13 protein-coding genes are annotated in these 13,468 nt (G+C 34.8%); 10 read left to right on the top strand and 3 right to left on the bottom strand.

Translation table 11 applies throughout. The features are described 5' to 3' along the window. Positions 1-45: 45 nt before the first annotated feature. A complete protein-coding gene (locus H3T43_RS02620) occupies positions 46-1,623 on the bottom strand; it encodes a multicopper oxidase family protein (protein WP_198212384.1) in 1,578 nt (525 codons plus the stop codon). 359 nt (positions 1,624-1,982) lie between these two features. On the opposite strand from H3T43_RS02620, the gene H3T43_RS02615 reads away from it, so the two are divergent. The 6 genes from H3T43_RS02615 to lacG all read left to right on the top strand — a co-directional run bounded on the left by H3T43_RS02615 (position 1,983) and on the right by lacG (position 7,864). Then, positions 1,983-2,525 (top strand): hypothetical protein, encoded by a 543-nt coding sequence (locus tag H3T43_RS02615; protein WP_198212382.1) that lies wholly within the window; start codon positions 1,983-1,985, stop codon positions 2,523-2,525. Positions 2,526-2,629: 104 nt separating this feature from the next. Beyond that, a complete protein-coding gene (locus tag H3T43_RS02610) occupies positions 2,630-3,250 on the top strand; it encodes an LVIS_2131 family protein (protein ID WP_198212380.1) in 621 nt (206 codons plus the stop codon). 182 nt (positions 3,251-3,432) lie between these two features. Continuing rightward, positions 3,433-4,296 (top strand): PRD domain-containing protein, encoded by an 864-nt coding sequence (locus tag H3T43_RS02605; RefSeq protein ID WP_198212378.1) that lies wholly within the window; start codon positions 3,433-3,435, stop codon positions 4,294-4,296. 4 nt (positions 4,297-4,300) lie between these two features. Further along, on the top strand, positions 4,301-4,654 hold the full coding sequence (locus tag H3T43_RS02600; protein WP_198212376.1) for a PTS lactose/cellobiose transporter subunit IIA: 354 nt from the start codon (positions 4,301-4,303) through the stop codon (positions 4,652-4,654). Positions 4,655-4,673: 19 nt separating this feature from the next. Then, entirely contained in the window at positions 4,674-6,428 is a 1,755-nt protein-coding gene (locus H3T43_RS02595) for a PTS lactose transporter subunit IIBC (RefSeq protein ID WP_198212374.1), read from the top strand. 11 nt (positions 6,429-6,439) lie between these two features. After that, positions 6,440-7,864, top strand: coding sequence for a 6-phospho-beta-galactosidase (gene lacG, locus H3T43_RS02590; RefSeq protein WP_198212371.1), 1,425 nt, complete (start codon positions 6,440-6,442; stop codon positions 7,862-7,864). 139 nt (positions 7,865-8,003) lie between these two features. Here lacG and H3T43_RS02585 read toward each other — a convergent pair whose 3' ends face one another. Beyond that, a complete protein-coding gene (locus H3T43_RS02585; protein WP_198212369.1) occupies positions 8,004-9,539 on the bottom strand; it encodes an O-antigen ligase family protein in 1,536 nt (511 codons plus the stop codon). Positions 9,540-9,648: 109 nt separating this feature from the next. After that, entirely contained in the window at positions 9,649-9,963 is a 315-nt protein-coding gene (locus H3T43_RS02580) for a DUF2187 domain-containing protein (protein WP_198212367.1), read from the bottom strand. Between the two features lie 94 nt (positions 9,964-10,057). Between H3T43_RS02580 and H3T43_RS02575 the strand changes: the two genes are divergently transcribed. The 4 genes from H3T43_RS02575 (at position 10,058) to H3T43_RS02560 (ending at position 13,295) form a co-directional block, all read left to right on the top strand. Next, positions 10,058-10,612 (top strand): guanylate kinase, encoded by a 555-nt coding sequence (locus tag H3T43_RS02575; RefSeq protein WP_198212365.1) that lies wholly within the window; start codon positions 10,058-10,060, stop codon positions 10,610-10,612. A gap of 86 nt (positions 10,613-10,698) precedes the next feature. Continuing rightward, positions 10,699-11,295 carry a C40 family peptidase gene (locus H3T43_RS02570; protein WP_223897538.1) on the top strand — a complete coding sequence of 199 codons (597 nt, stop codon included), beginning with the start codon at positions 10,699-10,701 and terminating at the stop codon, positions 11,293-11,295. 199 nt (positions 11,296-11,494) lie between these two features. Continuing rightward, positions 11,495-12,226, top strand: a complete 732-nt coding sequence (locus H3T43_RS02565; RefSeq protein WP_198212363.1) for a C40 family peptidase — start codon at positions 11,495-11,497, stop codon at positions 12,224-12,226. Positions 12,227-12,380: 154 nt separating this feature from the next. Continuing rightward, entirely contained in the window at positions 12,381-13,295 is a 915-nt protein-coding gene (locus tag H3T43_RS02560; RefSeq protein WP_109586731.1) for a C40 family peptidase, read from the top strand. Positions 13,296-13,468: the final 173 nt, after the last annotated feature.

Here is a 13,468-nt window from a genome sequence, read left to right as displayed (position 1 = left end):
GAGCGATTTTGCTAAATTTTATTTTTTCTTTATTGAAAGCGGTAATTAGTGGTGAGTTGCGCTTGATAAAGCATCAAGACTGTGATCTTCACCTTTAACTGCCATACCTTCAACGTCCATTCCTGGGCAGAAGACTTCGTCTTCAGGTACTCCTCTTTCTTCAGCAAATGCCTTAGTCAAAGTTTCCATGTCCATCAAATGATATTTCTTGTCTGGTTCTTTTGGATCAACTATTTGAATTTGAGCCATCATACCAGCGTCTTCGTGTTCAATAATGTGGCAGTGGTACATGAAGACACCTGTGTTTTGGAAGTAAACCTTCAAGCGAACTGTTTCTTGAGGAGCCACTTCAATAGTGTCCTTGTATACTCCTTTTTCATTTGGATAAGGATCTTTACCGTCACGAGAAACAACCAAGAAGTGGGCACCGTGAATGTGGAATGGGTGCAACATACCGTTAACTTTATCGTTAGTGTTAGTTACATCCCAGTATTCAGCATTCATTAATTCCTGCTTCATGTCAATTCTGTCCATTGAGAACAACTTGCCGTTAATCATGTTGTGGTTATCCATAGTAACATGAGGAACTGGTGAGTTAGGGTTAACGACTGGATCGTATGGTTTGAACAATGTGTCAGGAATTACGCTGTCATCTTTTTCATAGCTGTGAATTCTAAATTCAACCAACTTGAAGTCGTCAGTGTAAAGATTGACAACATCGCCATCTTTATAGTTACCAAAGTCGACAACTACTTGTTGACGCTCACCTGGTCCAATTAAAACCTTAGTCAATTTAACTGGATGCTCTAAGAATGAGTCATCACCACCGATTTGAGTCATTACCAAATCATCGCTAAAGTGCAGACGCCATTCACGACGGTTGGAACCACCTAAGAAGATTAAACGAACTTTTTGGGTAGTAACATCAACGTATGGACGAACGACACCGTTGATAATTGGAGTATCACCGAAGATACCCATTGCATTGTAGTCTGCCTTGTAGTCAAATTGATTATCTTCATGGAAAATACGGTCTTGTAAAATAATTGGGAACTCGTCCTTGCCGTAAGTCTTAGGAATTGGCAACTTAGCTTCATTTGCATCAGTAATAACGACACCCATTGCTAGCCCCATCCATACTTGCATAGCAGTTGATGGACATGGGTGAGCGTGAAGCCATGTCAAGGCAGCTGGTTGTTTAATAGTAAAGTCAATATGCTTTTCTTCACCTGGATAAACTGGTGAGTGGCAAGCACCATCGTTACCAGGACCTTGAACTTCCATACCATGCCAGTGGTATGTAGTTAATTCTGGCAAGCTGTTCTTCAAAGTTACGTGAACGTGTTGACCTCTGGTCAAAACCATAGTTTTACCAAGAACTGGGAAGTTGTAGCCCCAAGTATGAGTCTTTTTACCTGGCAAAAATTGGAAGTCACCTTCTTGGGACTCAATTGTGTACCAAACATCATTGTTTTCTTGTTTATCAGGCTCTAATACTGGTGGAACAATTAAAGGTTGAGCTTCAACACCTTCAGGAATGTGAAGATCCTTGTATCCCATTTCGTGATTTTTATCAAAATCTTCGGAATTATAGAAATAATCTGTGTAAACTTTATCTGACATATTCGTCTACCTTTCAGTTAAAAAATTTAGTGAAAAATTTTTAGTTACATGTTAAATTTACTCTATGTGAAAACGCTTGTAAAGTAGATAAGGCCAAGTTTTTTAAATAATATTTTATAAAAACGCTTTTTTAAAATTTTATAGAGCAAAGTGTTATTTAATATTAGCAAAAATTCTGCTTTAATAGTGGTTTTCTATGAATAAAAACGGTTTTTAGATATTTTAAATTAACTTTGACTAGCAAAAGTGTTTTTTTAAAAATATTTTTAAAAGAAATAAAAAAATTGTTTTTAAACAAAAATTTGAGTATCGTATAAAAGACTGATAAAAATTAATAAATTTAGATAAGGGTTTTTAATTTGAAAATAAGCTTAAAAGATTTAACTGCAAAAATAGAAAAACAAGATTATATTGAAGACTTAGAAACTGTTAAATATGCAGACATTAGCAAGTCAAAAGCTAGAATGCATGAGCTGGCGACTAAATTAGTTAAGGAAACCAGAGCAGCACTTAAACATAGTTCATTAAGCCATGTTGCACTTGAAATAAGCGGACAGAGGCCTGTTGTCTTTGCTTTGGAAAGCAATATCATTAATTTGCCTTATAGCAATTACAAAAAGATTGCTAATTTCTTCGAAGCAGGTAAAGATTATCCTGTTGCTATATATTTTGAGACACAATCAGAATATTTGAATGCATCAGGGTTTAGAATTGATCAAATAGCAACAGAAGAAGAAATTGAACAAGATCAAGCAGAAATTGCAGATAGACTGTCAGAAGCAATGCAGGAAAAAATTAAGCAGATCCGTGAATATCAAAAGCCTTCAGCTTCGGCCAAAAAAAAGCCTGCCACTAAAAATACTGCAAAAACTAAGAAAACTACTACTAAAAAGACTAAATAAAAATACTCAATTTTTAATTATTGCGTTAATAATACTATTTTTAAGCTCAGCTATTCAAAAGATACTTTTTACAATATAATGGAAAAAGAAGCAGGAGGTCCGTTATGGTTAGCTGGAATCTACTTGGAGTTTTATTATGGGTAATTGTTATTCTTTATTTAGTTTTTGTTGTGCAAAATATTCGTAAACGCCGAATTACTATGATTATCAAGAAGCACAGGCAGTTTAGCTGGCCAAATTTTTTAATCGATATTATCGAAGTGGTTGCTTTAATAGTAGGTATTGTATGGTTGTTTAACAAAACTATGCTGGATAATCCTGACCTTGAAGATACAAGTAAAATCACGTCGCATATTACTTATGAGCCTATTGTCATGAACACTGGGGAAGGCAATTCAAGTTATGTTACGATTAATTCGAAAAAGAAAAGAATTAGTACTCAGACTTTTACCTACTATAGACCAGGTAAGAAGATCAAAGTATCCAGCGATTTTGCCACTGTTGCATATGGCAAAAGTCCCTTAGATCTTAATGCCGCAAAAATTCCGTATGATAAAAAAGAACTACAGAAAATGGATCGTAAGTATCAACGTGCTTATGTTGCAATTTATACGGCTGATTATAAAAAGGTGTGGCAGAATGGCATCGGAATGCATGCTGGACACAACGCAACGCGCTACTATTTAATTAGGATTCCGGATTCATCATTTATCAAAGAGAAATAAAATTAATTTAAATAAAGCGTTTGCATAATTTTAAAAGTGTGCTATGCTTTATTTACATTGAAAATTTAAGTAGATTGTTACTATCAAATTAGGCGAGACTACTAGTAAAACTGGTGAATTTTATATTATTCATCGGCTATTGCTAGTAGTCTCTTTTTTTTTCGTAAAAAAGGAACAAAGATATGCGCCTTAAAAAAATTTTTAATAATAACAGCATTTTAGTTGATGTTGGGAAAGGACAAGAAGCAATTGTTTTCGGTAAGGGAGTGGGATTTGAACAAGGAAAAAACAGACATGTTGATTCTAGTAAAATTCAGAAGATTTTTTATTTAGATAATAAGAAAGATAAAGAATCGTTTGATTATTTATTTCATAATATTCCGGCAGACATAATTGCAGCAGTTTTTGCAGTTATTGAAAATGCAAGAATAAATTATCATTTCGAAGTTTATGATTCGATTTATTTAACATTAAGTGAACATATAAATGGAGCTTATAAATTGCTTTTAACAGGAAGGTACCAAGAAAATGAGATCCCAGATTTAAGCGCAAAGTATCCTGAAGAATATCAAATAGCAAAAGAAGCACTTGTAATTATTAACAACAAGTTAGGCGTTGAGTTTCCAAATTCTGAGGTTAAAAGTATAGCCCTTCATTTTATCAATAGCAAGATTCCTAATGGCATTGCAAAGCATGAAGGCAAATCAAAATATATTTTTGACACTTCCAAATTAATTAACGTTGTACTCAATGTATTAGACAACAATAATGTTTATCAAAACAGCAAAAATAGGGATAGTTTCAGGCGGTTTCTGATTCATCTGCAGTATCTGGCTAAAAGGCTTTGGCGCCCACCAGAAAAAAATGAATCTATTGATAAAAAGATTGAATGTGACATGATCAAAGCTTATCCACGTTCGTATCAAATAACTCAGGAAATCTTTCAGGCGTTAGACGGTGAATTTGATTTTCATCCTTCTGATGCGGAAAGAGTGTATTTTATCATTCATATTCATCAAATATTAGGACAAGAAGAAAAGGAGTAAAAATATGGTAACCAAAGAAGAAATTTCAATGGCTGGTTTTGAAATAGTTGCTTATGCAGGTGACGCCAAGACTGCAATAATCAATGCTTTAGATGAAGCTAGAGGTGGCAACTACGATAAAGCCAGAGAATTGGTCAAAAGTGCAGATAGTTCACTAAATGATGCTCATAATGCACAAACAAAATTAATGAGTAAAGAAGCCAGTGGTGAAGAAATGGAGACTACATTCATTATGTCTCACGGGCAAGACACATTAATGACTACAATGCTGCTTAGAGATGAAGCAAAGTATTTTATCGATTTATATGAAAAGTATAATTCCGCTTTAAAAGAATTGAATGAACTAAAAAATAAGTAATTAAGAAAGAGGTTTAAAAATGAATGCTGTAATTAGGCAAATAGAAAAAGCGCAGCCGTTTTTTCAAAAAGTCGCTGCCAATAAATATTTGCGTGCGGTAAGAGATGGCTTTATAGCTTTAATGCCAATCATTATCTTTTCAAGTATCTTTTTATTAATAGCAAATGTTCCTTTAATTTGGCACTTTGCCTGGCCCACTAAAGTGGCTAATGCTTTAAACATGTTTTACAACATGTCAATGGGCGTTTTAGCCTTGATGGCTTCTTCATCGGTTGCCAAGGCTTTAACTGATTCATTTAATCTAGACTTGCCCAAAACAGACCAGATTCCAACAGTAGGTGTGCAGTTTACTGCTCAGGTTTCTTTTGTCTTAGTTGCTGTTGACACTTTAACTGATAAAATGAATAATCTGTATTTTGCAGTTGCAATGATTGGTACTAAAGGCTTAATTTGTGCTTTCTTAGTAGCATTTATAGTGCCTAACGTCTACTATCAATGTTTTAAGCATAACATCACAATTAAATTACCAGATGCAGTACCTCAAAATATTGCAGGAGCTTTTAAAAATATTATTCCTTTTGCAATAAGTACATTTTTCTTCTGGATTTTTTCGTTAGCTTTTAGAGCTATGACTGGTACCAATCTAGCTGCTTGGATCATTCAGGTTTTATCACCTTTATTTACCGCAGCAGACGGGTATTTTGGCTTGGCAATAGTATATGGTGCGATGGCTTTCTTCTGGTTCATCGGAATTCAGGGACCATCAATTGTTGAACCGGCAGTCACTGCTATTTATTTAAGCAATGTTGAATTAAACTTGTCGGCTTGGAAAGCTGGTAATATTGCTGGCGCCAACAGAATTTTAGCTCAAGGTACGCAATACTTTGTTGCTACTTTGGGTGGTACAGGTGCTACTTTAGTTATTACATTAATGTTTGCTTTCATGTCTAAGTCCAAGGAATTAAAAGCGGTTGGTCGAGCTGCTTCAATTCCAGTACTATTCGGGGTCAATGAACCGATTTTATTTGGAGCGCCATTAATTTTGAATCCGGTCTTCTTTATCCCCTTCATTTTGACACCAATTGCCAACGTCTGGCTTTTCAAGATATTTGTTGATTTCTTCCATATGCCTGGTTTTATCTATAACCTTCCTTGGACTACGCCAGGAACACTTGGATTAATAATGGGTACTGGATTCTCAGTTGGTTCAATTATTTTGGCAATTTTGCTTTTAGTTGTAGATGTTGTAATGTACTACCCGTTCTTTAAAGCTTATGACATCCAAAAATGTGCCGAAGAAGCAGTAAAAGAAAATGCTGTCGCAAGTACTGCGACTAATGAAACTCAAACAGAAACTAATGCTAATAATGCGGAAACAGATAATTCAAGTAGTTCAGGACCAGAAAATAATGTTGCAAGCGCAAGCAAGATTCCTTTAGCAAAAACAAAAGATGGCAAGAACCTAAATGTTTTGGTTCTTTGTGCTGGTGGTGGTACCAGTGGTATTTTAGCAAAAGCGTTAAACAAGTTAGCTGCTGAAAACGATCTTCCATTAGCAGTAGCGGCCACTTCATTTGGTGCTCACCATGACTTGCTTTCAGGAATGGATATCGTTATTTTGGCACCGCAAATGAATGCAATGAAAGATGAACTGAAAAAGGAATGTGATAAGAATAACGCTAAAATGATTACGACTACTGGTAAGCAATATATAGATATGACACAACATGCTGACAAGTGTCTAGATCTCATAATTGCTAATATTTCAGAATAAAGGAGAATAAAATGGCTTTATTAAATAGAGTACAAAAATTGCCTCATGATTTCGTGTGGGGTGGTGCCACTGCCGCTTATCAAGTTGAAGGTAGCACTAAAGTTGACGGTAAAGGCAAAACGATGTGGGATGATTACCTTAAAAAACAGGGTAGGTTTTCACCAGATCCTGCTAGCGACTTTTACAACCGGTATCCAGAAGATATTGGGCTTGCCAAAAAATATGGTTTAAATGCTGTGCGCGTTTCAATTGCTTGGACCAGAATCTTTCCTGAGGGTTACGGTCAAGTAAATCAAAAGGGTGTGGAATATTATCATAAATTGTTCAAAGAATGTCTTGATAATGGTATTGAACCTTACGTTAGCCTACATCATTTTGATAGTCCTAAAACTTTATTTGATAATGGTGACTGGTTAAACCGCAAGAATATTGATTACTTTGTGGACTATGCCAAGTTTTGCTTTAATGAATTTAAAGAAGTAAAAAATTGGTTTACAATTAATGAACTAATTTCTTTAGCATATTCACAGTACATTGCCGGTACTTTTCCACCAAACCATCATTTTGACGTTACTAGTGCAATTCAGGCTGAACATAACGAGTTAGTGGCACATGCCAGAGTGGTTAATTTATATAAAGAGATGGGTTTACCAGGTAGAATTGGTCTAATTCATGTTATTCAACCAGTATATCCAATATCAACCAGCACCGAAGATAAACATGCAGCTAAATTGCAAGATGCGTTTTTGAATAAATTTTTGCTTGACGGGACGTTCTTAGGCTATTACTCAGACGATACCATGGCATCAATTAATGAAATATTGCAGTTAAATGATGCTCATTTGGATATTCAAGACGGTGACTTGGATATTCTCGCTAAAGCTGCATCACAAAATGATATTTTTGGTTTAAATTATTATCAAAATCAGTTTATTAAAGCGTATCATGGCGAAAGTGAAAACCACTTTAACGGTACTGGTGACAAAGGTACTTCTTCCTTTAAGTTTAAGGGAGTAGGAGAAACTGTCAAAAAGCCAGGGGTACCGACAACTGATTGGGACTGGAATATTTTCCCACAGGGTCTCTATGACACATTAAAACGTATCAGTCATGATTATCCTAACTGCAAGACAATTTATGTGACTGAAAATGGTTTAGGTTATAAGGATAAATTTGTTAGCCCAGATAAGATTATTGATGATACTCCAAGAATTGATTTCATTGATCAACATGTCGCTGCCCTTTTAAAAGCTCGCAGTGAAGGAGTGAATGTCCAAGGCTACTTTGTATGGTCTTTGCAAGATCAATTTTCCTGGGCAAATGGCTACAACAAACGTTATGGTCTATTTTATGTAGATTTCAAAACTCAGAAGCGTTATGTTAAAAGGAGTGCTTTATGGTTTAAAGAATTAGCAGATACAATGAATAAAGAATAAAATTTAAGCAACTAACTTAGTTTAAACCCCGAAATTGGATAAATTTCGGGGTTTTCTAATGGTCAAAAAAGTTAATAAAGGTAAAAATAAAGGGGACCGAGTCCGATAGCGACATGAGCCCCTTAATTAAAATTGAATCTTATGATAAATTTGCAATTTTGTATTGTACTGCTTCCTTTTTACGAACTTGAACCAGGAGATTTCCCTCGACAAAAGCGAGAATAAAGCTCGCTGTTAAGAAGTCGACTACATTACCAGAGGAAAAAGCGGCCAGTAAGATGAAGCTGCTGGAAACTAATAAAGAACTGACTAAATAAGTACGTGCTGTCTTATATCTTAGCCACCTGTATGCTCCATAAATTAGTACTGCCAAGTATGGTCCGACAAAAAGTAACATTCCGAGCCAGCCTAAAGAATATATTTGAGCAGTAAAATCACGCTCTAAATTAAAGATGTTGTTTTCTCGAATATACGAAATACCCAAAAATTTGTCTAGCTTGTTGTTATTGGTTTTGACTACTTGATCAAGCATTGCCTTTTCAATATGGCGGTTTTCCATTCGCGCTTGACCCGGTTCATTCATAATTTTGAGCCAAAATTCAGGATCATACTGATACGGATAACTTTTGAACACAAACTTAGGATTAAGAGCATATTCCTGATAATTTTTCTTAATGAAGTAACGTAAAAAATCCGCTCTTTTTTCACCACTAGGATACTTTTGCAGACCCGCAGCCAGCTCCTTTTTTTCATCAGTTAAGTCGTGGTCAGATTGTTTGGCTAAATAAATTTCATAATTGTAACGTTGAATTGCCGGGCCAAAAGGCAGGATTACGAGAGATCCTACTTCGATCAAGACTGCAACTAAAAATGCCTTGCCGCCTTTTTTCACATCTTTAATTAGATATTTATGTAGACCAAACAGGATAAGACCAATTATTATGCCGCAAATAAGGCCAATTGCTGCTACTTTAGTACCAATCTCGATCATTGCCAGAGCCTGCACAACATTTAGCAAAACCGTATGCCAGCTAAATGAAGTAAAAAGGTAATACAGCATAAGGGGCAGCAGCATAAACAAGACTGCCGAGATCATATTAGTAAAGTTGAAGAAACCTTTAGAAGCCATATGGGAATAACCAATATTAGGATTAAAGAACCATTCAAAAATGTTGGCGCTGATGGTTCCCGTTTCATATGATTTAAGGGATATGACAAAAAGGTTGGAAAGAACTATAGTGCCTGAAAAAAGTCCTGAAATACCCTCAATCACAAGTTGCAATTGTTTTTGATCAAAGTCTAATTCATTAGTCAAATAAAGAACTGTTAAAGGCAGTATCATTCTAATCAAATAAAAGATTTCCCCGCTCGCAGTATAGCCGTAATTGTTGGGGCTGACACTGGTAAAGTGCTGCACGTGCACTAAATGAAGTGCTGAATAGATGGCTAAAAGAACAATATAAAATAGTAACAATTTTTCCTGTGATAGTTTCTGCCAGGAATTTTTCGAGCTAAAGTAAAGACAAACCAGTACAGCCACAGCCAAAATACGGATAATTGTGGGCAAAGTAAATGGTAAAATATTGGCCAGAGTACCATGGTAAAACCAATATAAATCTAAAAACGGTTGTATTAAAATGAACCAAAATAAGACAGTTCTTGCTTTTTCTTTCACTTTTTTCTCCATATTATAAATATTTTCATGGTTTAATTTTAGGCAAAAACGCAGCAAAAAAAAAGAGCAGTGAATCTTTATTCACTGTTTCTTAATTAAAAAATAGCTATTAATCTTTTTTCTTGTCAGTATTTGCTTTTTCTTTGGCAGCTTTTTTAATTTTTTCTACTTTAACATCACTTTTGGCCAATGCTTGAATTTCTTTGATCTTCTTTTTAGGAATGCTTTTCAAGTTTTTAAAATTCACTACAATTTTTTGATTAAGATCACTAACTGCAGTTCTGTCAGCAGGATCAAAATCAATGATTTTTAGCAGGGCAGAATTTTCGTAAATTTTTTCTACTTTACCTAAAAAAGGTTTAGTCAGTTCTTCTTCAGATTTAGCGCTAAGAATGTCATCTGCTTTCACATCTGCTTTTTTCATAATAAGTTTTACTTCCTCTCTTACCCATGTTTCATTATAATAGAAAGATATTATTATAAAAGCGAATTGTTTTCAAGTAAAGGAAGCCTGGATTTTGCAAAAATTAATTTTAATTGCTGGCCCCAGTGGTGCAGGCAAAACTACTGTTTCAGAATACTTAGCAAATAAGTTTGATATTCCCAGAGTCTTGACTCATACTACCAGGCCAATTAGACCAGGAGAAAGTCCCGAGAGTTCTTATCATTTTGAAACTAACGACAGTTTTAAAAAACTGCATTTTTTTGAGCACGTTAAATATGGCTCATATCAATATGGCTCGAGCAGAGAAGCATTAGAGAAAGCCTGGCTGGACCATGATATAGTATCCTTGATTGTTGATATTAAGGGAGCTGCTTCATATTTGGCTGCAATCAATAAGCAAGTTTATTTTTTATATATTACTACCAGCTCTAAAGAGATGCTTGCTGAGCGTTTACTTAAAAGAGGCGATGATCCGTATAAAATTAAGGAACGGCTAAGCGGTAGCGAGCTAAATGTGCTACCTGATAACTTGAAAAAAAATGCTCACATATTAATTAATGACAACTGGCAGCAGACTGAAAAAGAACTCCTTACCATTGTTACAAGTCTTAGAAACTCGCCGAACTAATTAAATTACTTTTGTAAAAAAATATCCGTTTCAAAATAAAATTCTTAACGTTTTGTAGCTCGTTTGAAACAAATGTGTAACATTAAATGAGTATTATAGAAAATGTCGAAGAAATATGGCGAATGATTTCTACTTATCATTTGTTGGAATTACGAACGATTTTTGTATATGAACTAGAAAAGAGTTTAATTTTGAAACACAGACACTCAAAGAGATTATTTAAGTTAATAACTTTCATTGCTTTGTTTTTCACTAGTGCAACTAGTGTAACGGTAGTTAGTGCTGCCACTGCAAACGATGTCAGTGCCAGTAGTGTAACCAAAAAGCGAACAGCTGTAGCTAAATTAGCCAAAAAACAGGTAGGTAAAGGCTATGTATACGGAGCCACAGGTCCTTACTCTTTTGATTGTTCCGGTTTAGTACAATATGTGTATAAAAAAGCTGGAAATAAAACTTTACCAAGAAGCACTTATTCTCAAGTAGCACAGGGTAAAAAAGTTTCATTAAAAAAGTTAAAGAAAGGTGATTTGCTTTTCTGGGGTTCTTCTATTGAACCTTATCATGTTGGCATTTATGTTGGAGATAACCAATTTGTTCATGCAGCTACCCCAAGTCAGGGTGTTTTAAAGCAATCACTTAGTGCATATTTCTATCCTTCAGCTGCTAAACGTATACTAGATTAATTAAGCTCTGATTCTAGATTTAAAATTTTAAAAAAGTAGGTTTGCCCTTTCAGGCAAAATAAAGATGAAAGGGCTTTTTTACTTACCGGTATTATTATTGTAACCTTATTGTAACAATATGCGAGTAAAATTGATTTTGTCACGTAGAAATAGAACTTAATTTAAAAATATTTAATGCAAATACGGGGGGATTTTGATTTTGAAAGTTAAAAGTAATTTAGTTAAATTTACTACTGCTGCTGCTTTGACCGTTACTGGATTTGGCATTGCAAATGCAGTAAATACGAGTTCTGCTGCTACTAATGTTAAGGCTTCTACAAACAAGTTAAAAATCAATTATGTTCCTGGATATGGCATTAATGTGTGGGATAATTATGAAAATCCTACTTTTACTGGTAAAAGAATTAAGCACGGTAAAAAAGTGAGCATTTTAAGCACTGCGATTGATAAAAAGGGAAATACTTGGTATCAGATTGGTGAAAATCAATGGATTCAAGCTCGTTATACTGTCAAGCCAGGAGTTAAAATAGCAAAGGTTCAAGCTAGAGCTATCAAGAAAAAAAGTGTAAAACAGGCAGAAAAAGTTGTTGATTTGGCAAACGCTGAAGTTGGAAAATCATACGCGTGGGGCGGAAACGGCCCTCAAGGTTTTGATTGTTCAGGTTTAGCTCAATATGTTTACAGCAAAGCTACTGGAGTAAACTTGAGTCGTACAACTTACTCACAAGTTAAGCAGGGCAAGAAAGTTTCAATGCAAAACTTAAAGCCCGGTGACCTTCTATTTTGGGGTTCATCAACAGCTCCATATCATGTAGGTATCTATGTTGGTGACAATCAATATGTACATGCTGCTACTCCAGCTCAAGGGGTTGTAAAAGAAAATTTAAGTTCATATTTCTATCCATCAGTTGCAAAACGTGTTCTTGAATAAGAATAAGTTTGAAATTTAAAACACTTAGAAAATCTTCTAAGTGTTTTTTTATTGCTAATTGATTGGTGTAACTTGATTAAAAATCTGAAGCGTTTAAAATAAAATTGAATACTAATTTTTGATCACATTAAGCTATTGAAGGAGAACTGATTTGATGAAGCGTAATTTTTGGAAAATGGGTCTTGCCGCGGCATTGACTCTTACCGGAATTGGTGTGGCTTCACCGCAGAAAGCTGTGGATGCTGCTACATTAAAAGTCCCAGTCAAGAGGATTCAAATTAGTTGTTTACCAAATAAAGATGTCAAGATATGGACTAATTTTGAGGGGGGACAACTAATAAGTTTTCGTGCTAAAAATAAAAGTAAGTGGAATGTTGCTAAAACTGCAGTGGACCGCAAAGGTAAGCTATGGTATATGATTGGTGACAGTGAGTGGATTGAAGCACGCTATACTGAAGATCTAGAAGAAAAATCTGATGCTAAAACTGCTCGTGAACAAGTAAAATCTGTTGCCACAAAAAAGAAAGATAAAAAAATAAAGCCTAAAAAGGCATTAAAAGTACCAAAAAAGCAAAAGGTTCAAAAACAAAAAGTAGTTGTTCCTAGTTTAAATAATGTTATTAAAAAGAAGAGTAATAAAACTACCGTAAATCCAATTAATTTAGGTAATAAAACTGTTTCTAATAATTCTTCAAGCGATACTTCAAGACGTGCACAGGCTGTAGTCAATTTAGCTGAAAGTCAATTAGGCAAAAGTTATGTCTGGGGTGGCAATGGACCAGATAGCTATGATTGCTCTGGTCTGGTGCAATATGTTTATAATCAAGTTGGTGGTGTGAAATTACCTCGTGTAACGACTGATCAAGTGAAGGTTGGGCAAACGGTGTCAATGAATCAATTACAACCCGGAGATTTATTATATTGGGGTTCGACAGAGGCGCCTTATCATGTTGGCATTTATGTTGGAAATAATCAGTATGTCAGTGCTGCAACACCGGAACAAGGTGTTGTATTACAAACAATCAGCTCATATTTTTATCCTTGTGTAGCAAAACGTGTTCTTCTCTAATTTACAAGCAAAGTTTATGATTAAATTGATTTCAATATGATTTTCTAAAATCAATTTATATTAAAATAAAAGATTCTCATATGATGTAAACCCTAAAATTAGGACACTTTATATTAGCTGCTAACTAAGGACTAATTGCCGATATTCAAGCGGAGTTAGTCCTTTTAGTTTGA

This window comes from Lactobacillus sp. M0396, assembly GCF_016101625.1.
Lineage (GTDB): Bacteria > Bacillota > Bacilli > Lactobacillales > Lactobacillaceae > Lactobacillus > Lactobacillus huangpiensis.
Note: the sequence above shows the minus strand (reverse complement) of the source record. Positions and strands in the feature narration are given on the sequence as shown.